Here is a 26,984-nt window from a genome sequence, read left to right on the forward strand (position 1 = left end):
CTCCCCCGGCCCCCCTCTTGCTCTCCCTGTCGGAGGATGCATCGGGTTCCGGCCCGGGCAACCTCTGGCCCTCCGGCCCGCCCTGGCCCGAGGCCCGCCCTTTCCGGTTTTCCGGGGGGCAGGGCCTCAGATCCGGGGCGGGTTCTTTTCCGGCCAGCGCGTCGCGCGGTGCCAGGCCTCGCCCATCGCGAGAATCGCGGCATCGGATCCGTGGCGGCCCGCAATCTGGATACCCGTCGGCAGGCCGTTCGCGCCGAATCCAACCGGAACCGCCAAGGAGGGCAGGCCGATCAGTGAGACCGGCACCACCACCTCCATCCAGCGGTGATAGGTGTCCATCCTTTGGCCATCGATGCTTTCGGGATAGCGCCAGTCGGCCGGGAAGGGCCAGACCTGCGCCACCGGCATCACCAGCGCATCGTAATCCGCCAGCAGCTGATGCGCGTGCGCATACCAGGCGGAGCGGATTTTCGACGCCTGGTAGAGCGCCTCTGCCGTCACCCCTGCGCCGGTCTCGACCTCCCATTGCGTTTCGGGTTTGAGTTGCGCCCAGCGGGCAGGCGTATGGCGCTCAGCCCCTTTGCCCCCGAAATTCAGGAAGCTGCGGATCGTGACCCAGGCGTGCCAGAGATCGGCCATCGGCAGAGGGAACTGCACCGGCACCACTTCGGCGCCGAGGCTTTCAAAGGTCTTCAGCCCGGCTTCACAGGCGGCAATGATGCCGGATTCAAACGGGATCTGACCGTTGAAATCGCCAAACCAGGCAATGCGTTTCCCGCTGAGGTCATCCGGTGCGGCCCGGACCGCACCAAGGTAATCCTGGGCGGGCTGACCGAAGGGGGTCAGCGGATTGGGCCCGGCCTGAACGCCCAGGAGCAGCGCAAGATCGGCGATATCGCGGGCCATCGGGCCTTCCGTCGCCATCGTGTCAAGGAAGGTCTCGGCCCCGGCATCGGTCGGAACAAGCCCCCAGCTCGGACGAAACCCGTAGACATTACAAAAGGCTGCGGGGTTTCTGAGGCTGCCCATCATATCCGAACCATCCGCCAGCGGCACCATCCGTGCGGCCAGCGCCGCCGCCGCGCCCCCCGATGACCCGCCCGCGCTGCGTGTCAGATCATAGGGATTGCGCGTCACGCCATGCACCGGGTTAAAGCTGTGACTGCCATGCCCCCATTCCGGCGTATTGGTCTTGCCGATCACGACCGCCCCCGCCGCCCGCATCCGCGCAACGATCAGATCATCGGCCTCGGGTATATGATCGGCGTAAAGCGGCGAGCCATAGGTTGTCCGGATGCCTTTGGTGTTCAGCAGATCCTTCACCGCCAGCGGCAGGCCAAACAGCGCGCCCGCAGGTGCCACATCGTCCAGCGCCCGCGCCTCTGCCATGATCTGGTCGGGATCGCGCAGCGAGATCACCGCATTCACCTGCGGGTTCACCAAAGCGATGCGGGCCAGATGTGCCTCCATCACCTCAGACGGTTTAACCTCGCGGCGGGCGATCAGCTGCGAGAGATCGAGAGCGGAGCAAGCGGTAAGATCCATGGCAGTCCCGTGACAATGCGTTCACCCGAAGGCTAGCAGAGGCGGCGCCCCGGGTTAAAGACCCTCAGGGCGGGAAAGCACCCCGTGCAAAACCGGCGCACGGACATGCATTTTGCGCTCTGGATTGCGGGACGGCGCAGGCGTATATGGGGCGCATGACACAGGGCCCTGACCCCAGCGGCCTGCCCTTCATCAAGATGCATGGGGCGGGCAATGATTTCGTGGTGATCGACTCGCGGGCTCGCGGCGAGGCGGTGGTGACGGCTGCGTTGGCGCGCGCGCTTGGCGACCGCAACCGGGGCGTGGGCTTTGATCAGCTGGCCGAGATCCGTCCGGCGCCCGAAGGTCAGGGCGGCGTGGATTTCACGCTGGATTTCTGGAACACCGATGGCAGCCGCGCCGGGGCCTGCGGCAATGCCACACGCTGCGTCTCGGATTACGTGATGCGCGATCTGGGCAAAGATGCGGTGACGCTGGTCACCCAACGCGGAACGCTTCGGGCCGAGCGGCTGAAGGATGGCCGGGTCAATGTGAATATGGGCCAGCCGCAGCTGGACTGGGCCGAGGTGCCTCTGTCACATCCGGTCGATACCGCGCAGCTGCCGCTCGACGGTGCGCCGGTGGCGGTTGGCATGGGCAACCCGCATTGCGTGTTCTTTGTGCCTGATGCGGATACGGCGGATGTCGCTGGCCTTGGCCCGCGGATCGAACATGACCCGCTGTTCCCCGAGCGCACCAATGTCGAATTCGCCAGCCTGACCGGCCCTGACCGGCTGCGCATGCGGGTCTGGGAGCGCGGTGCCGGCATCACGCTCGCCTGCGGCTCGGGCGCCTGTGCGACGGCAGTGGCGGCGCATCTGCGCGGGCTGACCGGGCGACGCGTGACGCTTGATCTCGATGGCGGCGTGCTGGAAATCGACTGGCGCGAGGATGGCGTCTGGATGGCCGGGCCGGTGGCTCTGGTCTTCGAGGGCCGTATCCCGCCCGCCTTCCTGGGCGCGCTGACATGAACGCCCCCGTTTTCGCCACGCTGGGCTGTCGCCTGAACGCCTATGAGACCGAGGCGATGAAAGAACTCGCGGCGGCGGCCGGGGTGAATGGCGCAGTGGTCGTGAACACCTGCGCTGTCACCGCCGAGGCCGTCAGAAAGGCCAAACAGGAAATCCGCCGTCTGGCGCGGGAAAACCCCGGCGCCCCGGTCATCGTCACCGGCTGCGCGGCTCAGACCGAACCCGAGACCTTTGCAGCGATGCCCGAGGTGACGAAAGTCATCGGCAATCACGAGAAAATGCAGGCCGAGACCTGGACAGGGCTGCGCGCGCCCCTCCTGGCCCCGGACCTGATCGGCGTGACCGAAAAAACGCTGGTTAATGACATCATGTCGGTGAAAGAAACCGCCGGCCATCTGATCGACGGCTTTGGTCGCCATCGCGCCTATGTCCAGGTGCAGAATGGCTGCGACCATCGCTGCACCTTCTGTATCATCCCTTATGGGCGTGGCAATTCGCGCTCTGTCCCTGCCGGCGTGGTGATCGAACAGATCAAGCGCCTGGTGGATAAGGGATTTCAGGAAGTTGTCCTGACCGGTGTCGACCTCACCTCCTGGGGGGCCGATCTGCCCGCAACGCCGCGCCTTGGCGATCTGGTGATGCGGATCCTGCGGCTGGTGCCGGATCTGGCACGGCTCAGGATCTCGTCGATTGACAGCATCGAGGCCGATGAGAACCTGATGCAGGCCATCGCGACCGAGCGCCGGCTGATGCCGCATCTGCATCTCAGCCTGCAGGCAGGCGATGACATGATCCTGAAACGGATGAAGCGCCGCCATCTGCGCGATGACGCGATCCGGTTCTGCGAAGAGGCGCGCAGCCTGCGCCCTGATCTGATCTTCGGCGCCGATATCATTGCGGGTTTCCCGACCGAGACCGACGAGATGTTTGAAAACAGCCTGAAGCTGGTCTCGGATTGCGACCTGACCTTCCTGCATGTCTTCCCCTATTCGCCCCGCAAAGGCACGCCTGCCGCGCGGATGCCACAGGTGAAAGGCCCGCTGATCCGTGACCGCGCCGCCCGGCTTCGCGCCGCGGGGGAAAGTGCGCTCATCCGCCATCTGGAAAGCCAGCAGGGCGCTTTGCATCAGGTCCTGACCGAAGGCCCGCATAATGGCCGCACCGGCCAGTTCACTGAAGTGAGCTTTGCCGCGCCCCAGCCCGAGGGCCGCATCATCCCGGCCCGGATCACCGGCCAGGACGGCGCGCGCCTGATCGCCACCCCGGTCTGATTTCCCCGATCATCCTCACCGCGAAATTCCCGCACCGGCTCCAGGGCCGGCGGGCGCCAGGGTCTGGTTTTCCTGAACAAATCACTTTTGATCTGGGTCTCATCACCTGTCTGTGACAGCTTGCTCAAAATCACACAGAGTTATGAGTTCGATGTCATACACCAACCTGACCCTCCCCGATCGCCCGCTGAAACTCACCCCCGGCAGTATCTCGCCACCGGGTGCTGCCCTGTTCATGGTTCTTGTGCTGCTGGTGATCGGCGGCTTCCTGGCCTGGTGGCAGGGGCCGGATATCTGGCGCGACTGGCAAATCAGCCAGAACCCGGTGACGGTTGAGGACAGTGATGTCCGGAACGGCCAATGCACCACTCGCAAGGCCTTCTTCACCGATTGCGAGGCTCATGTCGCCTATAATTACGAGGGCCGGCATTACGAATCCGATATCAAGCTGATGTTCGTCGATATCCACAGCGGCGATTACTGGGTCGATGTGGTGATCTCGGCCGATAAGCCGCATCTCGCGACACTGAGCCTTGGCGTCGAAAAGATCTGGAACCGGATCTTTATGCTGGCGGCCTTCGCCTTGCTGTTCTTCGGCGGCGCGGCGGCGATCCTCTGGCAGCAGCTCCGGGCAGGCAAGGCGTCGCGCGCGCTCGCGCAGCCCTCACGCCTGACGCTGCTGCCGCTTGTGATCACCAATATGCAGCAATTGCGCGGCAAAACGCAGATCAGCTATCATGACAAGTACCAGCCCAAACCCGTGCTGACCACGACCCTGCGCAAGGGCGACGATCCGCTGATGGTCTGGGATGATCAGGGCAATGGCTATGGCCTGGGGGTAAGGGGCACCGGCTCACGGCTGCCGGCCTTGCTTGACCGCGCCCTGACGCGGATCGACCTGACAGATCAGGAACGTCGTGAGGCGCTGGCGCTGCTCGACCGCGAGGAGGCCGAAAAATTCGGCCAGGCGCAGCACAGCGAGGCCCCGGCAAAGAAACGCGGCGGCGGAGCCCTTCGCAATCTGCTGGCCGGGCTGGGGGTGATCCTCTTCTTCGTTCTGGCGGCGCTTGGCTGGTGGCTCTGGTATGTGACCGGCAGCTCGGATTCGCATGATCCGATCGGCATGGAGATCAATGCGATGATGCCGGAACCGGTCAATCTCTGGGCCTGCGGCAAGCTCGAACAGCGCTTCGGGGATCGGAACGCGCCCTATGGCTGCACCATGGATGACCATGTCAGCTGGAAATGACCAGCGCCCGCCGGTGGCATCTTCGGAAGCCTCCGGCGGGGATATTTAAGGACAGATGAAATCAGGCATCGGGATTTCATCTGTCCTTAAATATCCCCGGGGGAGGCTCCGCAAGGAGACGGGGGCAGAGCCCCCTGCCCGCATTCCGCCCATCAAAGCTTGCGGATGGTATCGCCCGGCTGCAGCTTCGGCTCGAACTCGATCACCTCGCCGCCGATCACCCCGCTCGACCGTTTGCCGGCAATAATCTCGGCCGCAGCGACTCCGGTTTCCAGCCGGCAGGCATCCATCGTCGCCAGCCGGCGGGGCAGACCGTCGAGCAGTTCGACCCCGTTGAACCCGGCAAGGCCGATCCGGCCCGGCACATCCAACCCCTGTTCAAGGCACCACAACAGCCCGCCTGCGCCGATCATATCATTGGAATAATACAGGAAATCGACATCCGGGCGACGTTTCAGAAGGGCCTCTGTCATCTCGCGCCCCTTGGCAAGCGCCGAGCCGCCGGAATAGAATTCGCGGTCCACCAGCGAGAGGCCCGCAGCGGCCAGCGCCTCTTCAAACCCTTCCAGCCGCTTCCTCGCACGGTGGTCATTCGTCGGCATATGGGTGCCAAGAAAGGCAATCTTGCGATAGCCCGCCGCAATGATCGCCTCGGCCATCTTGCGCCCGGCACGGCGATGCGAGATCCCCACCATACTGTCGACCGCTGTGCCGTCGATATCCATGATCTCGACAATCGGGATACCGGCCTGCGCCAGCATCGCCTTTGACGCGGCGGAATGTTCCAGCCCCGCCACGATCAGCCCCGAGGGCCGCCAGGACAGCATCTCATAGATGACCTGTTCCTCGCGATCGATCTGATAATTCGAGACGCCCACCACCGGCTGCAAACCGGTATCTTCCAGCGTCTTCGAAATCCCGGTCATCACCTCGGGAAAGACCATATTCGACAAAGACGGAATCACCACGCCGACCAGATTGACCCGCTGGCTCGCCAGCGCGCCCGCGATTTTATTGGGCACATAGCCCAGACGGCGCGCCGCCTCGAGCACCCTGGCCCGCGTCGTCTCTGACACATCTCCGCGATTGCGCAACACCCGGCTGACCGTCATTTCGCTGACCCCGGAGGCCTCTGACACATCGCGAAGGGTCAGGGCGCGATGGGGTTCGGGCGGCGTTGGTTTGGTCAATGGGTGGTCCTCTGGCGGGATCTGAAAAGAGGCGGGCAGATCGGGGCGGGTCATGAAACAGCGCTTTCCTGATTGTTAGCGCCTCATGAGGGGCTTGAACAGGCAGTAATCCCCTGCTAATGATAGCGCTAACAGTGAAAGCTGTGATCCGGATGCTCTGTGCAAGCTCTCTTTTGGAGCCTCCGGACCCCTGAGGGGGGGTGGTGGGCCAAATTCACCCCCCTTCACATCCTCTCCCCTTTTCGCCGCCTCTCCGCCCGCCTATCCCATAAACATCAGTAGGTTGGCGGGCTTATCGCCCAGATCACCTCGGTCTCTGCCGGGCCCGGATTGCGATAGCGATGCGGCTCACTTGAGGCGAAGGAAAAGCTGTCCCCCGCCTTCAGCCGGAAATGACGGTCGCCGACCCAGAGCTCCAGCTGCCCCGAAAGCACCAGACCCACCTCGTCACCGTCGTGACTATAGGCGTCCTGCACCTCAGCGCCGGGCGGCAGGCGCGAGCGGATCATCTCCAGCGCCATCGACAGGCGCGGCGTCAGCAATTCATCAACCGCACCGCCCTGATAGGCGACCTGGAGGCGGTTGGCCTGGCGGATGACATAGCCCTGTTCGGCTTCGGGCACCGGTTGCTCGTCGCCGGCGAAAAACCATTGCACCGTGACACCCAGATGCTGCGCAATGGAAACCAGCGCGTTGATAGAAGGTTCGGCCAGATCCCGTTCGATCTGGCTCAGATAGCCGATAGAAAGCCCAGCCCCATCCGCCAGCTGCGCCAGGGTTTGTTTGCGCCGCTTGCGCAGCTCACGCAGCCTTTCGCCCAGGATGCGACCCTCGGCGGCAGGCGCAGCCTTCAGACGCGGCTCATCCGGCTTCATCCTGCATCCCCTCTCCTTCCGTCAGTAAAAAATACTATTGATTTTTTTACTTGCCCTGTCAAACCTGCCGCATCCGCCACCCAGGGAGCCCGGGCAGCCATGACCGACGCGATGTTTCCGCACCTGTTCCGCCCATTGACCATCCGTGGGCGCGAGATCCGCAACCGCATCGTCTCAACCGGGCATGACACCTGCCTGCCGGAACATGGGCTCGTGAACGAGGCCTATATCGCCTATCAGGAAGCCCGCGCAAAAGGTGGCGCCGGGCTGATCGTGACCCAGGTGGCGGGCGTGCATGAGACAGCGCGCTATACTTCGCATCTGATCATGGCCACGACAGATGACTGTATCCCGGGCTATGCCGAACTGGCACGGCGCTGCCACAGGCATGGTGCGCGGGTGGTTTCGCAACTGTTCCATCCCGGGCGCGAGATCATGGAAAGCGCGAATGGGATGCTGGCGGTGGCGTATTCCGCATCCGGCACCCCGAATGAGCGGTTCCGCAATATGCCGCGCGAGATGGATGCCGCGATGATCGCCGAAATCACGCAAGGCTATGCCGATGCGGCGCAGCGGATGTACAGGGCCGGCCTTGACGGCGTCGAACTGGTCGCCTCGCATGGCTATCTTCCGGCGCAGTTCCTGAATCCGCGCGTCAACCGGCGTCAGGATGAATATGGCGGGTCAGATGACAACCGTCTGAAATTCATGGCAGATGTGCTGGAGGCCATGCGCGCGGCGACGGGCGATGATTTCATCATCGGGCTCAGGATCTCGGCCAGTGAGAAAGACGAGGCCGGGCTGACCAATGCCGAGACGCTGGCGGCGGCGAAAGGGCTTGGCGCGCGGATCGATTATCTTTCCGTCACCATCGGTACCTCGGCGACCATCGGTGGCGCGGTCCATATCGCGCCGCCGATGAATTTCCAGGCCGCCTATACCGCGCCGGAGGCCCGCGCATTCAAGACGGCACTTCAGGTGCCGGTGTTCATCACCGGCCGCATCAACCAGCCGCAAGAGGCCGAACTGGTGATCGCGCGCGGCGAGGCCGATGGCTGCGGCATGACCCGCGCGCTGATCTGTGACCCCGAAATGCCGGTCAAGGCGGATCAGGGGCGGTTCGACGATATCCGCGCCTGTATCGGCTGCAACCAGGCCTGTATTCATCACTTCCATCGCGGATTGCCGATTTCCTGCATCCAGCATCCCGAAACCGGGCGCGAGACTGTGTTCGGCAGTCATCCTGTAACCACGCATCCCCGCAAGATCATGGTGATCGGCGGCGGCCCGGCCGGGCTGAAAGCGGCGGCGGTGGCGGCAGAGCGCGGCCATCACGTGACGCTTTTCGAGGCGGAACCCCGCCTGGGTGGCCAGGCATTGCTGGCGCAGCTTTTGCCGCATCGCGCGGAATTCGGCGGCATCGTGACCAATCTGACCCGCGAATGCGCGCTTGCGGGCGTTACGATCCGCAAGAATACCCGCGTCGATGCAAGCCTGTTGCACGAATTCGCCCCGGATGCGGTGGTGCTTGCGACCGGGGCCACGCCTTACCTGCCGCCCTTCGAGACGGATGGCGAGATCCGGGTGGCCACCGCCTGGCAGATCCTGCGGCGCGAGGTGAAACCCGGTGCGCGGGTGGTGGTGGCCGACTGGCGCGCCGACTGGATCGGGCCGGGCGTGGCCGAGGCACTGGCGCGCGACGGCGCCGGGGTCGATCTGGCGGTGAACGGGCTTTATATGGGCGAGGCGATGCCCTTCTACGTTCGCGATGCGACGGCGGCCTCGCTGCACCGGCTTGGTGTGCGGGTCACGCCCTATGCGCGACTGATCGGCACCTTTGGCGATACGGTCTTCCTGCAGCATACCGCATCAGAGCTGCCGATTGAAATCGAAGGCGTGGATATGCTGGTCCTGTCGAGCGGACATCTGCCCTTTGACGGGCTCAGGTCTGAGATCACGGCCCTGGGCATCGAATATCATGGCATCGGCGATTGCGAGACACCCCGCACGGCGGAAGAGGCGGTCTATGAGGGGATGCTGGCCGGTCGCGCCCTCTGACCTTCGCGTCAAGTCCCGCCCGGGCCTGCGCCCGGGCGGCAAGGAAGGATCAGCGCTCTGCCGCTGCCAGGGCCTCAGCTTTCGGCACAGACAGCCAGACCGCGAGGATAAAGCCCGCCACACCGCCGAGGAGCTTGCCCAGGATCAGCGGCGCAATCAGCGTCGGCTGGAAATTCGCGGTGAAGGCAAGGTGATCGCCGAAGGTAAAGGCCGCGCAAACCGCAAAGGCAATCGCCACCACCTTGTCACGCGGACGCATCTTTTCGACCAGGCGGAACATGGCAAGGATATTGGCGCAGGCCGCGAGCAGCCCCGCCGCGCCTTCGGGCGCCACGCCGATCTTCGCGCCCAGCACCTCCATCGGTTTCGCAAGATATTTCGTCAGCAGGTAGACCATCGGGAAAGCGCCCGCGAGCATGATGCCGATATAGCCCGCCACTTCCAGCGCGCGGAACTGGTCCGCCTCATCCGCGATGATCGGATCAAAGCCCCAATGGCCAAAGACATTGGTAAAGAACCCGGTGAAATATTCGACGATCGAGGCCACCAGCACCAGCGTGATGCCCGCATACATAATCTTTCCGAACCACAGGAAGCCGGTGATCATGGCATCCGGCGCGAAACGCAGGCCGAGCGCAATTGCCACGCAGAAGATGATCAGCGGCAGGAGATTGCGGAATATCTCGCCAAAGCCGAGCGTCAGGGCGAAATTCGCATCAGACGCGGTCGAGACCTCCGGGCGGATATCCAGCCCCGAAAGTGCGATCACCGTGCAGGAGATCAGCACCCCGACCGGCACCGAGAGAATGCCGGACATGATGCCCAGCGCCATATATTTATGATCAGCCTTCTTCAGCATGGCGAGGCCGACCGGGATCGAGAAGATGATCGTCGCGCCCGACATGAAACCGACCACGGTCGCAATCGCCCATGCCTCGCGGGTCTGGGCGATTTTGTCGGCCAGCTGGTAGCCCCCCATATCGCCCGCAATCACCGTGGTCGCGGCAATCGAGGGGTCAGCACCCACAAGGGCGAAAAGCGGCCCGGCCGCGAATTCGATAAAATGCGAGAGATAAGGAATCGCGGCCATGATCCCGGCCACAGGAATGAAAATCGGACCGATGGAATGCAGACCCTCGGTGAACTCTTTACCAAGCCCCTTTTCAGGGTCACGGATCGCGGCAATCGCACCCAGAACGGCGCAAACCATGATCAGCCAGATAATATAGGTTCCAATGGAAGCCATTGCTGTCCCTCCTGTTGATTATTGTTTTCATTGATAAAAGGCCGGGCCATTTCGGGCCCGGCCTGCAGTCACTTATGCTTTCACCCGCAGCGAGCCCGGATCGTAAAGAGGATCGAGATGCAGTTTCGCGGGCCGGATCTCATTGGCGACGACCAGCTCATAGCGGCCCGATTGCAGGAAAGCGTCGCTGACGCCCGCCTCATTGCGCACATAGCCAAAGCCGATCGGGCTTTGCAGGCTGTAGCCGTAACCGCCGCTGGTCAGATAGCCGACCGGCTCACCATCCCTGAGGACCGTTTCACGCCCCAGCAGCACCACATCGGCATCATCGGTGGTGAACCCGGCAAGCCGTTTGGTCAGGGCGGCGCCAGCCGCCGCCTCGCAGGCTTTGCGGCCGATAAAGTCAGTGCCGCGTTTCAGCTTGACCGCCCAGCCAAGGCCCGCCTCGAACGGGGTGTCATTCGCAGTGATGTCGGATCCCCAGGCGCGGTAACCTTTTTCCAGGCGCAGGCTTTCAATCGCGCGGTAGCCGGTCGGGCGAATGCCATGCGGCGCCCCCGCCACCATCAGCGCGTCAAACACATCGCCGGTGCCGGAAAGGGGTACATGCAACTCCCATCCGAGTTCGCCGACATAGGTGACCCGCAGCGCACGGACCTGATGGCCGGCGATCTCCAGCTCGCGAACCGCCCCGAAGGGGAAGGCCTCATTCGAGACATCCGCCTTTGTGACCGAAGTCAGCACCTCGCGCGCCTTCGGCCCCATCAGGGACAGCGTGCCATAGTCCTCGGTCACGTCGCTGATCGCCACATCGCCCGATGGCAGATGGTCGGAAATCCAGGCAAGATCATGGGTGCGCGACCCCGTTCCGGTCACGAGATAAAAACGGTCATCGGCCAGCCGCGCAACGGTCAGATCACATTCAATGCCGCCGCGCGAATTCAGGATCTGGGTATAGGTCAGGCGGCCCGGCGCCTTCGCGACATGGTTCGCACAGATCAGTTCCAGCGCATCGGCCGCCCCTGCCCCCGCCACCTCATATTTCGCGAAGGACGACTGGTCGAAAACGCCTACCCCTTCGCGGACGAGCCGGTGTTCCCGGCCCACCGCATCAAACCAGTTCTGGCGGCCCATCGAATAGATATCGCGCGGCTCTTCGCCCGGGCCGGCAAACCAGTTTGGCCGTTCCCATCCAAGTTTCGATCCGAACACCGCGCCATGGTCTTTCAGCCGCGTATAAAGCGGCGAGGTGATGCGCGGGCGCCCGCTTTCATATTCCTCATGCGGGAAGCCGATGGTGTAATGCTTGCCGTAAGCCTCAAGCGTGCGTTCCTCGACCCAGACGCGGTCACGATGCAGCCCCGAAAAGCGGCGGATATCAACCGACCAGAGATCCAGCGGCGCCTCGCCCCGCATGACCCATTCCGCCAGCGCCCAGCCCGCGCCGCCGCCCGAGGCGATGCCAAAGGCGTTGAACCCGGCGCCCACGAACATATTTGCGCATTCCGGCGCGAGGCCGAGGATGAAATTCCCGTCCGGTGTGAAACTCTCCGGCCCGTTGATCATCTGCTTGAGGCCGGTTTCCGCGAGCTTTGGCACCCGGGCGATGGCCTCTTTCATATGCTGCTCGAAATGGTCGAAATCATCATCGAACAGCTGGAATTCCCACTGGTCGGGCACATCGCCGCCAGGTAGCCCCGTGCGCCAGCTCTGCGGGTTCGGCTCATAGCCCCCCATCACGAGGCCACCCACCTCTTCCTTGAAATAGGTGCGCCGGTCGGGGTCGCGCAAAGTCGGCGCATCAGACGCGAGGCCCTCGATCTTTTCCGTCACGATATATTGGTGCTTCACCGGTTGCAGCGGCACGTTCACACCCGCTTTCGCCCCCACCTGCCGCGCCCATTGCCCGCCGCAATTCACCACCTTCTCGCAGGCAATCACGCCCTGATCGGTCTCGACCGCTGTGATACGGTTCCCATCCATCTGAAACCCGGTGACGCGCACGTTCTCCACCAGCTTCGCACCGTGCATCCGCGCGCCTTTGGCCAGCGACTGCGTGATATCCGATGGGCTCGCCTGCCCGTCCGTCGGCAACCAGGAGGCGCCGACCAGATCCGAGACATCCATCAGCGGCCACATGCGTTTGACCTCTTCGGGCGAGACAAGATGCATCTCCATTCCGAAGCTTCTCGCGGTGGTCGCCAGGCGGCGATATTCGGTCCAGCGGTCCTGGTTGGTCGCCAGCCGCAGACAGCCGGTCATCTTCCAGCCGGTCTCAAGCCCGGTCTCGGCGGCGAGATTTTTGTACAGGTCAACCGAGTATTTCAGAACCTTGGTGATCGAGGCCGAAGATCGCAACTGCCCCACCAGCCCCGCCGCATGCCAGGTCGACCCCGATGTGATCTTGCCCTGTTCCAGCAGGATCACATCCGCCTTGTGATCGCGCGCCAGGTGATAGGCGGTCGAGCAGCCGATAATTCCGCCCCCGATCACCACGATCTGGGCATGTGCGGGCAGGGTCTGCGACATCAGGTTTTCTTTCCGTAAACTGAGCGGTAATGGTCGAGCGCGATCTCAAACCGCGCGAGGTTTTCTTCGGTATAAGCCGGGTAATCGGTGCCGGGCGCGTTCAGATACAGCTCGGACGCCATGCTCCACATCGCCTCACGCAAAAGGCTGGCGCATTGCATCGCGGCCATAGCGCGCAGCAACTCGCGCGACGGCGTCTCGCCGAAATAGGCGCGCAGCAGCGTGTTCGTCTCTGTCGCCGAAAAGCCCGCATTCGACGACACGCCGGCAAGGTCGAACATCGCGGTCGAGAACCCGGCATATTCGAAATCAATCAGCCAGAGCCGGTTGCCATCATCGAGGAAATTCGCCGGAAGCAGGTCATTATGGCTGAAAATGATCGGCAGCGGGATCTGCGCTTCCTCCAGCTCATCGGCCAAAGCGAGGTAACGCGGCAGATCGGCCAGTTTGCGACTGCCGCCCGTCCGCAAGGTACGGGCATAATCGCGGATCACATGGAAGGGCCAGAAGATGAATCCCGGCCCTGAGACATGGCGCCCCATCTCACGATGGAAATCGCGGATCAGCCGCGCCACGCCGTCGATATTGCCGCGCACGTCACCCGCGTTGAACGTATGCGCGCTCAGGTGGCGGCTGACCATGACCCCCGGCCCGGCGAATTCTACCGCCGGAGCGAAACCGGCGGCTTCGGCGGCGCGGGCGGTCATGATCTCGCGCTCGCGGATCACGTGGTGGAACGGATAATCCTTGCCAAAGCGCACCACATGGCCGCCCTGCGCATCGCGCACCAGCCAGCTTTCATTGCTGATGCCGCCCAGAAGCGGCGCGATGCTGATTTCCCCCTGCCAGAGCGGCAGCGCTCCGATGATCGCCGCCTTCTCTGGCGGAACTCTTGTCTCTCCGGTCATATGCCCCCCTGCAGTCTGTCGCCGCATCTTGGTGTAAGACTGGCGGTGGCTTCGGGATTGCGTCAACAAAAATGTGGATTTATGACCGACTATGGCCGATATCTGTGGAAACGGTCATAAATTCGCGCGCCAGATGCGCAAACGGTCACGAGGTCAGGGCTTTCATGGATCACTCTCCGCGTCACGGCCAGATCCTCGCGATGCTGTCGGACCAGGGAACGGTTGGAATCAACGAACTTGCAGCGCGGCTGCGTGTCTCGGCCGAGACCATTCGTCGCGACGTGAAGAGCCTGGCCGCGCAGGGCGAAATCGTGCGGATGCATGGGATGGTCGGGCTGGCCTCGACGCTGCGCGAGGCCCCCTTCGAGCGCCGGATGCGCGAAAACCGCGCGGCGAAAGACATCATCGTGCGCCGTGCCGCCGCCACGATCCGCGACGGGGATTCGGTGATGCTTGATACCGGCACGACGACGAGCCTGCTGGCACGCGCGCTTTTGCAGCATCATCAGCTGGTGGTGGTGACGAATTCTTCAGACATTGCCCGCACACTGGCCACGGTGAATGGCAACCAGGTCTATATGGCGGGCGGCAGGCTGCGGAGCGACAGTGGTGCGTCCTTCGGGGTCTCGGCGATAGATTTTGTCAGCCGGTTCAGCGTTGATCATGCGGTGATTTCGGCCGGGGCGATGGATGCCCTGACCGGGGTGATGGATTACGATCTGGAGGAGGCGGAATTCGCCCTCGCCATGCTGCGCTGCGGCCGCAGACGGGTGGTGGTGACGGATGCGACGAAATTCGGAGTGCAGGGCCTGGTCCAGGTCTGCGGCTTTGACGCGATTGACGAGGTGATCTGCGACCTGCCACCGCCCCCGGACCTCGAGGCCGCGCTGCAGGCCGAAGGCGTGCTGATCCGCGCCAGCGACTGAACCGGCGCAGCACCCTCAGTCTCCCAGGAACTCGCGCCAGCGCCGGATCAGGTAATTATGTTCAGGCATGATGGTCGACCAGACGGCGATACGGGCAACACGGCCCTGATAGCTGCCGCCTTCACGCCGCTCGCCGCGCCGGACCACGATCTGCCCGTCACTGCCCGCGAGATCTTCGCAGGCAGGCTCGCCTGCATACCAGAAGGCCCATTCGGCCGGCGTCAGCGTGTCGCGCAGCGGCTGGACCACCGACATGTAATAGCCCTGCCGCGCCATGATCGCCCCGGGAACACCGTCGAGCCACCAGTTCAGCCATGCATATGCCATGTCGAGCCGTTCGCCCGACAGCGCCGCCGAAAGGCAAAGTCCGGAATGCCAGCCGCGATAGCCCTCGACCGGCGCCGCATAATGCAGATCGCGCCCCATGGCCCGCATCGCGTAATAGGCCGGCGACCACAAAGCCGAAATCACCGGCCCGCCACCACTGCCCTGAGGCGTCATCAGCCGCACCGCATCATCGGATGTCGCCCAGAAGCGCGTAAAATGTCCCGACCGGCGCAGGGGCATTAGCACAGCGAAAAGAGCGTCGATCTCTTCGATGGTCAGATCGCCCGGATCGGCAATGTCGACCAGCCCCGCCGCCCGCGCAGCCAGCGCAAGTTCTACCACACTTGCGGCCGGATCGGCGGCGAGGGCTGCGCGCCCATGCCAGCGCCCATCGAGAAGCCAGGCCCAGCTTTCCGGTTCTCCCGCGTGGCGAAGCGCCGGCATTTCCGGTGTCCAGACAAAGCTGTCGACGTTGTAAGTTGTTGGCAACATGGATATTTGCGGCGCAGCTCCCGGCTGCGGCGTCGCGGCAAGGCTGCGATCAGATTGCGCATAAAGAAGGCTTCCGGGCCAAGTCCCGGGTTGGCGCCCATCGGCGCCGGGGCGCGTTCCTGCAATGGTCACCTCATCCCACCGCGCGAGCCGCGTCGTGTCGATCGGGCGGATCGAAGCCGCCGTCCATAAAAGATCCAGCGAATGGAACCACTGGTCATAAACATCGAAGCTTTCGGGCGCCATCACGCCGCGGCGCTGACAATCGAGCCCGTCCAGCACCTCGAACTGAATGCCGAACGGCAAATCTGCCGCCGCCCGCGCGCACAGTTCAGGCGTCAGGGTAGCAGGTGTTCCGATCACGCGCAGCACGGTGTCCGTCATATTCCCCCCTGATGTGCCGGAATCAGCCAGGCCACCCGGCGCGGCGGCGGCAGGAGCGACAGCACGCGGAGCCGCGCAAGGGTAAGCCGCCCGATCCGCAACAAATGGCTGCGCATCAGGACCTGCGCCGCCTCGGCTTCGTCCCGGCCCAGATGATGCAGGATCCGCGCGTAATCAAGCAATGCGGCCAGGTCATCGGTCAGCGGGAAGTGGTGACGGAAAAGATGCGGCACCACCAGCGAGATCTGATTGCGTCGGATCGAGGCCAGCAGTCGCGAATTCCGCAGCCCGGCAAACATCTCCTGAAACATCGCCTGGTCGATCTGATCCAGCGCCTGGGGGTCCACCTGCGGGAAGACGCGGATCAGTGCCGCGACCTGCGTCTCGAGCCCCGCGAGCCAGGCCCGGTCAAGGCCCGGCAACACCTGGACCAGCGCCGCCGGCTCCATCAGCGCCCGCATTTCCAACGTTTCGCGCAGGTCGCGCGCGGTCATCTGGCCGACGATCCAATGCGACTTGCTGTCCTTGTCGACCAGGCGCCGGTCCATCAGCCGCCAGAGCACCTCGCGCGCGACGGTCCGGCTGACATTGAAATGGTCGCCAAGCGCCGCCTCCTGAATACGCCAGGAGCCGAAAGGCATGGCGGCGGTGATTTCCTCGCGCACCTCGTCGAAAATCCGCTCCCAGGAAGGCGAGCGGTCGATTTCCTCCGGCTCGCCGGTGAGAATCTGGTGGAGCTGGCGCAGCGGCAGCTGCACCGGCTCCGCCTGGCCAACCTTAAACCCCTGACCGCCGGCCTCAAAGATCAGCCCGGCCTCGGCCAGGAGCGCCAGCGCACGGCGCACCGGAGCCCGGCTGACCCCGAGCTGCCCGGCAACTGGCGCTTCTTTCAGCACCGTCCCGGGCGGCAGCTCGCCGCTGCTGATTTTGCGGAACAGAAGGTCGCGAATCGAGACATAGAGAAAGGCCGGACGTGACCCCGCCGCCGCCATCGACATCGCCGGGCGGTCGATCAGCTGGGCAGATTCGGTGATGTTCTGGCTCATCCGTCCGATCTTTCTGTCCATCGCATACAAAGGCCGCACATATCCCGACAAACACTGGGAAACCTGCCCGAAAAACCGGCAGTTCGGGCGCCTGACCGGAAGTATGCGGCCACGCCTAACATCTTTCCAGATAAAAATTGTGCATTGCATCCTAAGAACACTTTGCTAGCGTACTTGTCAGAGTGATATCCGCTCCGGATAGTTCGCATCAGCGCCTGACCGGTCAGAAGACCCGGCAGGCCACCTCCAGCAACAGGGAGAATGACCATGACGACCAGCAAGAAACCGGGCCTCAGCCGCCGGGGCTTTATGAAAGCCTCAGCCGCCGGAGCCGGCGCGGCAGTAGGTTCGGGGATTCTCGGCGCGCCGATGATCTGGGCCCAGACAATCAAAGACATCACGCTCAACCAGGTGGGCCCCTCTTATTCGGTGATCGCCGATATCTGCGAAAAGGCCTCGGCCGATCTCGGGTTCAAAATCGTGCCGCAAACCGCTGACAGCACCTCACTGATGGCCAAGGTGGTGAACCAACCCGAGACCATCGACATTGCCGATCTGGAATTCTGGGCGATGCAGAAGGTCTGGCGCTCGGGCCAGCTGCAGCCGGTCGAAGTGGCGAAGATCGCGAAATGGGGCGACATCACGCCGGTGATGAAGGACGGCAAGAATTTCGACGGATCCGCCCAGTCGATGCAGGGCACCACGCCGGTCAAGGTGATGTATACCGGCGGCCCGGGCGACACCGCCTTTTCTGCCAGCCCGACCGAGTTCGCCACCACGATGCCGACCATCTTCAATGCCGACACGGTCGGCATCCGGCCAGACCTGATCGGGCGCCCGGTGGAAAGCTGGGGCGAGCTGTTCAACCCGGAATTCAAGGGCAAGACCGCGCTGGTGAACATCCCGCAGATCGGCATCATGGACGCCGCCATGGCGATGGAGGCTCTGGGCGAGCTGACCTATGGCGACAAGGGCAACATGACGAAGGAAGAGATCGACACCACGATCAACCGCCTGATCGAGCTGAAGAAAGCCGGTCAGTTCCGGGCCTTCTGGTCGACCTTTGACGAATCCGTCAACCTGATGGCGGGTGGCGAGGTGGTGATCCAGTCGATGTGGTCGCCCGCCGTGACGGCGGTGAAATCGCGCGGCACTGCCTGCGTCTATCAGGGGCTGAAAGAGGGCTATCGCGGCTGGGGCCTCGGCATGGGGCTGATGAACCACCTCGAAGGCATCAAACTTGAAGCCGCCTATGAATATCTGAACTGGTATCTCTCGGGCTGGCAGGGCGCGTTCATCGCGCGGCAGGGCTATTATTCCTCGGTGCCGACCACGGCAAAGGAACAGCTGACCGAGAATGAATGGGGCTATTGGTATGAAGGCCAGGCCGCGAAAGAGGACATCCTCGATCCTTACGGCGCGGTGATGGACAAGGCGGGCGCTGTGCGTGATGGCGGCTCGTTCGAGGCCCGCATGGGCAATGTCGCCTGCTGGAACACTGTGATGGATGAAGAGCGCTACATGGTGCAGCGCTGGAACGAATTCGTCTCGGCCTGATCCAATTTCCGGCGGGGTCGCGCCCCGCCGGCACTCTCACGAGGTTAATCAATGTCGCGTTCTTCCGGGCGGTCTTCGCCGCTGACGCCCTATCTCCAGGTCGCGCCGCTGGCGCTGATCATGCTGGCGATGGTGGGCATTCCGCTGATCACCGTGTTGCTTTTAAGCTTCTGGCAAACCGATGGCATCACGATCTACCCGGAATTCACCTGGGACAACTACGCGCAGGTGCTGACCTCGCCGGTCACGCTGACACTGTTTCTGAACACGCTGAAATACGCCGCGCTGACCCTGATCGCGACCATGCTGATCGGCTTCACCTGTTCGTATTTTCTGGTGTTCCATGTGCGGAACCTGAAATGGCAGATCGGGCTGTTTTTGCTCTGCACCATTCCGTTCTGGACATCGAACGTCATCCGCATGGTGTCCTGGATCCCGTTTCTGGGCCGCGAGGGCGTCTTCAACCAGGCGCTGATATCAGCCGGGGTGATCGATCAACCGCTTGATATCCTGCTTTATTCCGACTTCGCGGTGGTCCTGACCTATATCCATCTCTTCACCCTTTTCATGATCGTGCCGATCTTCAACTCGATGGCCAAGATCAACCCGAACCTGATCGAAGCCGCCCGCGATGCCGGCGCCTCGGGCTGGCAGATCCTCTGGACGGTGATCGTGCCGCTGTCTCGCACCGGGATCGCACTTGGCTCGATCTTTGTCGTCACGCTGGTGATGGGCGATTTCTTCGTCGTCCGTGTCATGAGCGGCGGGCAAAGCGCATCGGTCGTCTCGGCGATGAAGAACCAGATCGACCAGTTGTTCTACCCGGAAGCTGCCGCGATGGCGGTTCTGCTGATCGTGGTCGTGTTGCTGATGGTCTCGGCGATCCTGAGGATCGTCGATATCCGCTCTGAACTGGCGAAGTGAGGGTGTAATGTCACAGGCAACCCAAAAACGCGGGCTCGGATTTTACCTGCTGGCGGCGTTTTTCGCGCTTTTCGTAATCTTTCTTTACGGCCCGATGCTGGTGATCTTCATCCTCAGCTTCCAAGGGCCAACGGGCGGGCTGACCTTCCCGTTGCGCGGCGTCTCGACCCATTGGTTCAACGACCTCTGGACCTCAACGCGCTATGGCGATCTTGGCGGCGCCTTCCGGCGGTCGATGGTTCTGGGCGCGATGTCTCTGGCCATTACCGCAATCGTCTGCCTTTTCGCCGGGCTCGCCTTTCGCAAGCGCTTCATCGGTGCAGGGCCGCTGTTTTACCTGGCGATCACCAGCCTCGTGGTGCCGGGGATCCTGCTCGGCCTCGGGATTTCGCAACTGTTCCAGCTGCTTGGCTTTAGGTTGAACTGGTGGCTTTCGGGCCTAGGCGCGCATCTGAGCTGGACGCTGCCTTTTGGCCTTTTGATCATGTTCGCGGTTCTGAACCGGTTTGACGGCTCCTGGGAAGAGGCCGCCCGCGATGCCGGCGCTACCCCCTGGCAGACGCTGCGCTATGTGACCGTGCCGATCCTGTTCCCCGGTCTGATCGCCGTGGCACTGTTCGGCTTTACCCTGTCTTACGATGAAATGCCGCGCTCACTGTTGACGGTAGGCGGCAGGAATACCCTGCCCATCGAGATCTCAAATATGACGACGAATGTGACCACACCCGCGCTTTACGCGATCGGCACCGTGACTTCGGTGCTCAGCTTCGCCGTCATCGCACTGGCCTTCGCCGGCATCGCCCTAATCCAGAAACGCCGTGCCCGCGCGAAGTGAGGAAACTGACTATGTCTGATGTAAGCCGTATTGATATCAAGGGCGTAACCAAGCTTTACGGGTCGGTGAAGGCGGTCAACAACGTCGATCTGGTGATCGAGGGCGGGTCTTACTGCTGCATGATCGGCCCCTCTGGCTGTGGCAAGACCACACTTTTGCGGATGATTGCCGGGCACGAGACCCCCTCCTCCGGCAATATTTCTATCGGCGGGCAGGACGTCACCCATGCGAAAACCGGCAGCCGCGGCACGGCGCTGATGTTCCAGAATTACGCCCTCTTCCCGCATCTTTCGCTGACCGACAACGTCGCCTTCTCGCTGCGCGTGAAAGGCGAGGCAACCGAAGCCCGTCGCCTCAAGGCGCGTGAGATGCTGGACCGCGTACAACTGGGCCACCTCGCGGACCGCCTGCCCTCGGAACTGTCTGGCGGACAGCAACAGCGGGTGGCACTGGCGCGCGCCCTGATCACCAATCCAAAGGTCCTCCTGCTGGATGAGCCGCTGTCTGCACTTGACGAATTCCTGCGCCTGCGGATGCGGGTTGAACTGAAGCGCCTGCAAAACGAGCTTGGGATCACCTTCATCCATGTCACCCATACCCAGCCAGAAGCCATCGCGCTGGCCGATCAGGTCGTCGTCATGGATCACGGGCTGATCGAACAGGCCGCCTCACCGCGCGACATCTATAACCGCCCGCACAGCCCCTATGTGGCCCGGTTTATGGGCGGCCAGAATGTGCTGGCAGGCAAGGTCGAAAGCACCTCAGGCGATTCGGCAAGCGTCATCACCGCGGATGGGCACCGCTATGACCTGCCCTCCGCGCCCGGAGTGACCCCGGGCGCAGAAATTCGTTTCTCAGTCCGCCGCGACCGTATTCACCTCTCGCCCGATACCCCCGCAAGAAACGGGCTTACCGGCAAGGTCATCAACACCGAATACCAGGGCACTTTCGTCAAAGTCGCCCTCGATACGGGATCGCGCGAAGAATTCATCATCTACCTGCCCGATGAAGCCTGGTTCGCACGGCCCATCACGGTCGGCGAGACCATCCATGCCAGTTGGGAGCCCACCGCAAGCCACCATCTGAAAGGCACGAACAATTCCGCCGGAGCGCCTCTGGAAGACTGAGGCAAATCCGTTAACAGGAGGATAACATGGCCAAGAAAATCTACTGCGCCTTCGGCACCGATATTGATTCGGTCGCTGGCTGGATCGGGTCTTATGGCGGCGGCGACAGCCCGTCAGATATCCAGCGCGGCATCTTCGCGACAGAGGTCGGCATCCCCCGGCTGCTGCGTCTGTTCAAAAAATACGATCTCCAGACCAGTTTTTTTATCCCCGGCCACTCGCTGGAAACCTTTCCGAAAGAAATGCGGATGATCGTGGATGCAGGCCATGAGGTCGGCGCCCATGGCTACCTGCATGAAAACCCGATCGCGATGACGCCACAACAGGAGGAGGATGTTCTCGTCAAATCCATCGAACTGATCGACAAGCTGACAGGCCGCCCGCCGCGCGGCTATGTGGCGCCCTGGTGGGAAATGTCGAACTCAACGGCAGCTTTGTTGCAGAAATACAATTTCAGCTATGATCACAGCCAGGGCTATCGGGATTTTCAGCCCTTCTATGCGCGTGTCGGCGATGAATGGAATGTCATCGATTATACGAAACAGGCCAAAGACTGGATGCATCCGCTGAAACACGGGCGCGAGATCGATCTCGTCGATATCGCAGCCAACTGGTATGTCGACGATCTTCCGCCGATGATGTTCATGAAGAAGTCGCCCAACAGCCACGGCTTCGTCAATCCGCGCGATATCGAAGAGCTGTGGCGCGACCAGTTCGACTGGGTCTACCGCGAAATGGATTATGCGGTCTTTGCCTTCACCATCCACCCGGATGTGGCCGGGCGCCCGCAGGTTCTGCTGATGCTGGAACGGCTTATCGAATACATTAATGGCCATGATGGCGTCGAATGGGCGACGTTTGAACAGATCACCGATGACTTCCGCAAACGCTATCCGTTTGAAAGCGGTAAGCGGCCAGAGGTGATCTGAAACGGGGGCGATATGTGTTCCGCCTGTGGGTTTCCAAGCCGGCCCGGGCATTGGACTGATGCCGGGGGCTCTACCCCCGGCGACAGGTTGCGACTGCGCTTCATCCGGGTGGCCGCGATCAACCGGCTGCTCGCGCCCTGGGGGTTAAAGGCCTATGATGACGGTGTGACGCCCGGGTTGCAGCTCTTTGCACCCGGTGGCGCAAGGGAACTTGTGGCCGATCTCGACAACCTCTGGGCGGTGGCTTCCCGCATGGCCGGATCACCGGTAGACCCGCTTTCGCTGACCGTGCTCAACAATGACTGAGGCTTCCATCCAGGGGCAGAACGCCAAAGGCGATGGCCTTTTGCCACTGACCATCCTTGGCGGTTTTCTCGGGGCCGGGAAAAGCAGCTGGCTGCGCCATCAGCTGCATCAGGGATTGCTCCGCGATCAGCATATTATCGTCAACGAGGCTGCGGGAACGCCGGTAGACAATCTGCTCCTGGGCAAGGCTACGCGACTTACGGTCCTCGCCGGGGGCTGCGCCTGTTGCGAAGGCCTGACGACACTGATTGCGACGCTGCGCGACATCTGCGATCAGGCCAGCGGTCAGGACGCAGGAAAAACGACCGGCATCCTGCTCGAGACCAGTGGCCTCGCCGATCCGGGCGTCATCGCGAGTGCCATTGCCGCAGACCCCATCCTCGCCCGCCGGCTCCGGCTGTCAGAAATAATCGTGCTCGCCGATGCGCAGCACGGGACTTCGCAGCTTATGGAAGAGCCGCTGGCGCGTGCCCAGGCTGAGACAGCCGACCGCATTATAATGACCAAAACCGCATCGGCCCCGCCGGATCAGACCGCCCGCCTGCTGGCGACGCTGCGACTGCTGAACCCCGGTGCCCGGATCGAAGCTGCAGAGCTCGGGATCCCCCGTGATCTGCCCGAGCCGGGTCAGCCCTATGCGCTGCCAGCCGCCAGGGCTGACACACCGGACGCACCGATCCGGCCTTTCCGGCTGACGATCGGAGGAGCCTCGCGCGATGATGATGTCCTCGGCTGGGTGGCGCTTTCGACCTGGCTTTCCGCGCTCCTCTTCGCGCGGGGCAAAGATGTCATCCGCGTCAAGGGTGTGGTGCGGACGCCGGCGGGGCGGCTCCTGCTGCAATCCGTGCGCCATGTGATGCAGCCGCCCGAGATCCTGCCAGAGATCATGCCCGAGACCTTCGCCGGGCCGCAGCCCGAGGAAGGTGTCATCGTGCTGATAGGGCGCAATTTTGATGCCGGTCTTATCGCGCAGTCATGGGCCCGCTTTGGCGGCTGACCCGCCGGCTTTTTCCAGGGCGCGTTTCGCTTTCAGCTGACCGGATTCGAACAGCGCGACCAGCACGAGGCCCAGAACCAGCGGCAACATCAGATAGAAAAGCCGGAACACCAACAGCGCCGCCAGCACCGTCTCGGGTGGAAATTCCGGCAGGCCGGTGATCACCGCCAGCTCGAACACCCCGATCCCACCTGGCGCATGCGACAGCAGCGCCAGTGAGAAGCCGACCACGAACACCCCCATGACCACCATATATCCAGGGTTATTCGCCTCAGGCAGCGCGAAATAGAGGATGCCGGCGGCAAAAAGCAGCTCCACCGGTGCAATCGTCACCTGCTTCAGCGCGATGGAAAACCGCGGGTAAGAAATGCGGAAATTACGGATCTTCAGATCCGGCAGACCAAGCGCCGAAGAGGCCAGATAGGCCACCACAATTGCCAGCGTAACCAGCGCCGCCCATTGCACCACATGCGGCGAGATATGGGTGGATACGCGCTCGCCCAGACCCGGCGTCAGGAGAAAGGCAAAACCCAGAACGATCATCACGGCAAGGCTGAAGGTCAGCGAGCAGAAAGTGACCAGCACCCCTACTTCGGGCCCCGAAAGCCCCCTGGTCGTATAGGCGCGGTAGCGGATCACGGCGCCGGAAAAGGCAGAGGCACCAATGGTATGGGCAAGCGAATAGGTGGTCAGGGCACAGCCGACAACAAAGGGAAAGCTCACCTTTTTGCGCAGATGCTGCAGCGCGATCACGTCATAAAAGGCAAGATTGATATAGCAGGCGAGCGTGCAGAGCACGATCAGCAGCCAGTGCCAGGAATTGATTGCCCCGAAGCCGGCCCAGAGCGCCTCCCAGGACATATCTTTCAGCTCATGCGTCAGAAACCAGAAGGAAATCCCGATTGCCAACAGGCCGATCACCGGCCAGATGAATTTCTTCCACTTCGCGCCGCCTGACGTCGTACCTGCCACGTGCCATTGTCCTGTTGTTTTTGGCCCCGCCGGCAACAAAATAATCCCCGGCAAGTTGCCACTATTGGAACCGCATTCCATGACAAGGGCAATTCCGGTGCCCGGGAAAAATGCAGAAAATCACGAAATTCTGTTTGGCTGTCACAGCATCGCGGGCCCCGGCCAGGCGGGCGCGGCCCGAACCTGCCGCCAGGGTTGCGTGGCTTGCCACCATTGCGCGCGCAGAGCCAGGTCAGCCGGTGGTTTCCGGGCGCCAGCGAGATGTATTGCGGTGGCCAGAGGCCCGCTCAGCCCATCCTGCCCTGGTTCAGACGCACCACACGGTCCATACGCGCGGCCAGCTCAAGGTTATGCGTCGCGATCAGCGCCCCCATCCCGGTCGAGCGCACCAGATCCATCAACGCGCCGAAGACCTGATCCGAGGTTCCGGGGTCAAGGTTGCCGGTCGGCTCGTCGGCCAGCAAAAGCCCCGGCCCATTGGCCAGCGCGCGGCAAAAGGCGACCCGCTGCTGCTCGCCCCCCGAAAGCGCTGCAGGGCGGTGATCCGCTCTCGCTGACAGGCCGACCTTCTCAAGCAGATTGAGCGCCCGCGCGGATGCCTCCGATTTCGACACGCCATTCGCCAGCTGCGGGATCACAACATTTTCCAGCGCGGTGAATTCGGGCAGCAGATGGTGGAACTGGTAGATGAAGCCGACATCGCCGCGCCGCGCCTCGGTCCGGAGCCTGTCAGACAGGCCGCCCATCTCGCGCCCGCCCATCACGACCCGGCCCTGATCCGGCGTATCAAGCAGGCCCGCAATATGCAAAAGCGTCGATTTCCCCGCCCCCGAAGGTGCGACCAGCGCCACGACCTCGCCTTTCGCAATCGACAGATCGACGCCGCGCAACACCTGGACTTCCGAGGGTTTCCCCTTGTTATATCCCTTGGTGATCCCCTCGAGAACCAATGCCTCACTCATTGCGCAATGCCTCCACCGGGTCCATGCGGGCGGCGCGACGCGCCGGAAGAACAGTCACGCTGAACGACAGGCCCAGGGCAAGCGCCACCGCCGAAATCACGTCATCTGCCTGTAACTTCGCGGGCAGCGAATAAATACCCCGGACCGAGGCATCCCAGACCGGGCTGCCATTGATCCAGGCGATCCCCGCCATGACCTGGTCGACATTCAGCGCCACAAGGCAGCCAAGCGCCAGGCCTGCGAGGGTGCCGATCACGCCGGTCACCGCGCCGCAGATGAAAAACACCCGCAGGATAGAGCCCTGGCTCAGCCCCATGGTGCGCAGGATGCCGATATCGCGCCCCTTGTTTTTCACCAGCATGATCAGCCCCGATACGATGTTCAGAGAGGCAATCAGCACCAGGATCGACAGGATCAGGAACATCACATTGTCTTCGATATCCAGCGCCCTGAGGAAGGACCCGGCTGAATCGCGCCAGGTCCAGGGGTTGGCCTCCGGCCCCGCAGCATTCAGGATCGGCAGCACATAGTCGTCAACCTTTTCCGGATCCTGCACGATGATCTCGATCTCATCGGCAAAGCCCTCGCGGTTCAGAAAGCTCTGCGCCTCGGTAAAGGGCATATACATCCGCACCTTGTCGATATCGTAGCGCCCGGCGGTGAAGATATAGACGACCTCATAGGCCTTGGTGCGCGGGCTGACCCCCATCGCCGTTTTCGGGCCGTTCAGCGTGATCACCCGCACCCGGTCGCCGACGACCACGCCCAGATCGCGCGCCAGCACCGAGCCAAGCGCGATACCTTCGGGAAACTGGTCAATATCGCCAATGGAGTCGGAGCCGACCCCGATCCGGGGGATCTTTGCCAGCTCCTCGGGCGAGATGCCGTAAAGATCGGCGCCGACGCTGCGCTCTCCATCCGAGACCATCACCTGACCCCGGATCAGCGGCGCCGCACGCTCCACCCCTGGCACTTCGGCCACGCGGGCGGCGAGCGCCTCATAATCCGCAAACCCCCGGATCTTCACGCCGGCCTCATCGGTCCGCTCTGAAGACCAGAGCGTCACATGCGCATTGGCGCCAAGGATCGTATCGACGAATTCCTCACGGAACCCCGCACGAACGGCGAGGGTCACGATCAGCGCCGCAACCGCAAGCGTGATACCGATCAGCGAGATCCAGGTCATCACCGAGACCCCGCCCTCGGCACGGCGCGCGCGCAGATAGCGCCAGGCGATCAGCCACTCAAAAGCGGCGAAAGGTGCGGTCTTTTCAGCCATATGCCCGGTCCTCATGCCCGTTTCTTCGGTCTTGCCGGGC

The 26,984-nt window shown here is 62.7% G+C and carries 23 protein-coding genes; 12 read left to right on the plus strand and 11 right to left on the minus strand.

All coding sequences use genetic code 11. The annotated features are described in order from the left end of the window. Positions 1-126: 126 nt before the first annotated feature. Positions 127-1,545, minus strand: coding sequence for an amidase (locus BLW25_RS12520; RefSeq protein ID WP_092899514.1), 1,419 nt, complete (start codon positions 1,543-1,545; stop codon positions 127-129). 155 nt (positions 1,546-1,700) lie between these two features. Here BLW25_RS12520 and dapF point away from each other — a divergent pair, with 155 nt between their 5' ends. The 3 genes from dapF (at position 1,701) to BLW25_RS12535 (ending at position 5,075) form a co-directional block, all read left to right on the plus strand. After that, complete coding sequence (gene dapF, locus BLW25_RS12525; RefSeq protein WP_092902015.1) at positions 1,701-2,555, plus strand: diaminopimelate epimerase; 855 nt, start codon at positions 1,701-1,703, stop codon at positions 2,553-2,555. Further along, positions 2,552-3,826 carry a tRNA (N(6)-L-threonylcarbamoyladenosine(37)-C(2))-methylthiotransferase MtaB gene (gene mtaB / locus BLW25_RS12530; RefSeq protein WP_092899516.1) on the plus strand — a complete coding sequence of 425 codons (1,275 nt, stop codon included), beginning with the start codon at positions 2,552-2,554 and terminating at the stop codon, positions 3,824-3,826. Before dapF ends, mtaB begins: the two co-directional genes overlap by 4 nt. A gap of 151 nt (positions 3,827-3,977) precedes the next feature. After that, positions 3,978-5,075: a hypothetical protein gene (locus BLW25_RS12535; RefSeq protein WP_092899519.1), complete on the plus strand. Its 1,098-nt coding sequence runs from the start codon at positions 3,978-3,980 to the stop codon at positions 5,073-5,075. Positions 5,076-5,227: 152 nt separating this feature from the next. Here the strand turns inward: BLW25_RS12535 and BLW25_RS12540 are convergent, their stop codons facing one another. Both BLW25_RS12540 and BLW25_RS12545 read right to left on the minus strand, forming a co-directional pair. Then, the gene (locus BLW25_RS12540) at positions 5,228-6,265 is read right to left on the minus strand and encodes a LacI family DNA-binding transcriptional regulator (protein ID WP_290438683.1); all 1,038 of its coding nucleotides are present in this window, start codon (positions 6,263-6,265) and stop codon (positions 5,228-5,230) included. Positions 6,266-6,540: 275 nt separating this feature from the next. Beyond that, positions 6,541-7,140: a helix-turn-helix domain-containing protein gene (locus BLW25_RS12545; RefSeq protein WP_092899523.1), complete on the minus strand. Its 600-nt coding sequence runs from the start codon at positions 7,138-7,140 to the stop codon at positions 6,541-6,543. Positions 7,141-7,239: 99 nt separating this feature from the next. On the opposite strand from BLW25_RS12545, the gene BLW25_RS12550 reads away from it, so the two are divergent. Next, on the plus strand, positions 7,240-9,198 hold the full coding sequence (locus BLW25_RS12550) for an oxidoreductase (RefSeq protein ID WP_092899525.1): 1,959 nt from the start codon (positions 7,240-7,242) through the stop codon (positions 9,196-9,198). A 49-nt stretch (positions 9,199-9,247) separates the two neighbouring features. Here BLW25_RS12550 and eutH read toward each other — a convergent pair whose 3' ends face one another. The 3 genes from eutH to BLW25_RS12565 all read right to left on the minus strand — a co-directional run bounded on the left by eutH (position 9,248) and on the right by BLW25_RS12565 (position 13,881). Further along, positions 9,248-10,444, minus strand: a complete 1,197-nt coding sequence (eutH, locus tag BLW25_RS12555; protein ID WP_092899527.1) for an ethanolamine utilization protein EutH — start codon at positions 10,442-10,444, stop codon at positions 9,248-9,250. Positions 10,445-10,516: 72 nt separating this feature from the next. Beyond that, complete coding sequence (locus tag BLW25_RS12560; protein WP_092899529.1) at positions 10,517-12,973, minus strand: GcvT family protein; 2,457 nt, start codon at positions 12,971-12,973, stop codon at positions 10,517-10,519. Then, on the minus strand, positions 12,973-13,881 hold the full coding sequence (locus BLW25_RS12565; protein ID WP_092899531.1) for a phosphotransferase family protein: 909 nt from the start codon (positions 13,879-13,881) through the stop codon (positions 12,973-12,975). The genes BLW25_RS12560 and BLW25_RS12565 overlap by 1 nt, the downstream gene beginning before the upstream one ends. Positions 13,882-14,045: 164 nt before the next feature. Between BLW25_RS12565 and BLW25_RS12570 the strand changes: the two genes are divergently transcribed. Beyond that, a complete protein-coding gene (locus BLW25_RS12570; RefSeq protein WP_092899533.1) occupies positions 14,046-14,807 on the plus strand; it encodes a DeoR/GlpR family DNA-binding transcription regulator in 762 nt (253 codons plus the stop codon). Positions 14,808-14,822: 15 nt separating this feature from the next. On the opposite strand, the gene BLW25_RS12575 is transcribed toward BLW25_RS12570, so the two are convergent. Both BLW25_RS12575 and BLW25_RS12580 read right to left on the minus strand, forming a co-directional pair. Further along, complete coding sequence (locus tag BLW25_RS12575; RefSeq protein ID WP_092899534.1) at positions 14,823-16,010, minus strand: ABC transporter substrate-binding protein; 1,188 nt, start codon at positions 16,008-16,010, stop codon at positions 14,823-14,825. Then, a complete protein-coding gene (locus tag BLW25_RS12580; RefSeq protein WP_171909544.1) occupies positions 16,007-17,056 on the minus strand; it encodes a GntR family transcriptional regulator in 1,050 nt (349 codons plus the stop codon). The genes BLW25_RS12575 and BLW25_RS12580 overlap by 4 nt, the downstream gene beginning before the upstream one ends. Before the next feature lie 267 nt (positions 17,057-17,323). On the opposite strand from BLW25_RS12580, the gene BLW25_RS12585 reads away from it, so the two are divergent. From BLW25_RS12585 to BLW25_RS12615, 7 genes are all read left to right on the plus strand, one after another. Continuing rightward, positions 17,324-18,613, plus strand: a complete 1,290-nt coding sequence (locus tag BLW25_RS12585) for an ABC transporter substrate-binding protein (RefSeq protein WP_394328434.1) — start codon at positions 17,324-17,326, stop codon at positions 18,611-18,613. Between the two features lie 51 nt (positions 18,614-18,664). Continuing rightward, positions 18,665-19,537 carry an ABC transporter permease gene (locus BLW25_RS12590; RefSeq protein WP_092899540.1) on the plus strand — a complete coding sequence of 291 codons (873 nt, stop codon included), beginning with the start codon at positions 18,665-18,667 and terminating at the stop codon, positions 19,535-19,537. Positions 19,538-19,544: 7 nt separating this feature from the next. After that, positions 19,545-20,372, plus strand: coding sequence for an ABC transporter permease (locus tag BLW25_RS12595; protein WP_092899542.1), 828 nt, complete (start codon positions 19,545-19,547; stop codon positions 20,370-20,372). Between the two features lie 11 nt (positions 20,373-20,383). After that, entirely contained in the window at positions 20,384-21,499 is a 1,116-nt protein-coding gene (locus tag BLW25_RS12600; protein WP_092899544.1) for an ABC transporter ATP-binding protein, read from the plus strand. A gap of 26 nt (positions 21,500-21,525) precedes the next feature. Next, positions 21,526-22,428: a polysaccharide deacetylase family protein gene (locus tag BLW25_RS12605; protein WP_092899546.1), complete on the plus strand. Its 903-nt coding sequence runs from the start codon at positions 21,526-21,528 to the stop codon at positions 22,426-22,428. Between the two features lie 87 nt (positions 22,429-22,515). Further along, positions 22,516-22,734 (plus strand): hypothetical protein, encoded by a 219-nt coding sequence (locus BLW25_RS12610; RefSeq protein ID WP_253188429.1) that lies wholly within the window; start codon positions 22,516-22,518, stop codon positions 22,732-22,734. Beyond that, complete coding sequence (locus BLW25_RS12615) at positions 22,727-23,731, plus strand: CobW family GTP-binding protein (protein WP_092899550.1); 1,005 nt, start codon at positions 22,727-22,729, stop codon at positions 23,729-23,731. The genes BLW25_RS12610 and BLW25_RS12615 overlap by 8 nt, the downstream gene beginning before the upstream one ends. Here BLW25_RS12615 and BLW25_RS12620 read toward each other — a convergent pair. From BLW25_RS12620 to BLW25_RS12630, 3 genes are all read right to left on the minus strand, one after another. Continuing rightward, the gene (locus BLW25_RS12620; RefSeq protein WP_216279363.1) at positions 23,708-24,703 is read right to left on the minus strand and encodes a lysylphosphatidylglycerol synthase domain-containing protein; all 996 of its coding nucleotides are present in this window, start codon (positions 24,701-24,703) and stop codon (positions 23,708-23,710) included. The genes BLW25_RS12615 and BLW25_RS12620 overlap by 24 nt on opposite strands. A gap of 287 nt (positions 24,704-24,990) precedes the next feature. Then, positions 24,991-25,665 carry an ABC transporter ATP-binding protein gene (locus BLW25_RS12625; protein ID WP_092899554.1) on the minus strand — a complete coding sequence of 225 codons (675 nt, stop codon included), beginning with the start codon at positions 25,663-25,665 and terminating at the stop codon, positions 24,991-24,993. Next, entirely contained in the window at positions 25,658-26,944 is a 1,287-nt protein-coding gene (locus BLW25_RS12630) for a lipoprotein-releasing ABC transporter permease subunit (RefSeq protein WP_092902018.1), read from the minus strand. Before BLW25_RS12630 ends, BLW25_RS12625 begins: the two co-directional genes overlap by 8 nt. Between the last annotated feature and the right edge of the window lie 40 nt (positions 26,945-26,984).

The organism is Rhodobacter sp. 24-YEA-8, assembly GCF_900105075.1.
GTDB lineage: Bacteria > Pseudomonadota > Alphaproteobacteria > Rhodobacterales > Rhodobacteraceae > Pseudogemmobacter.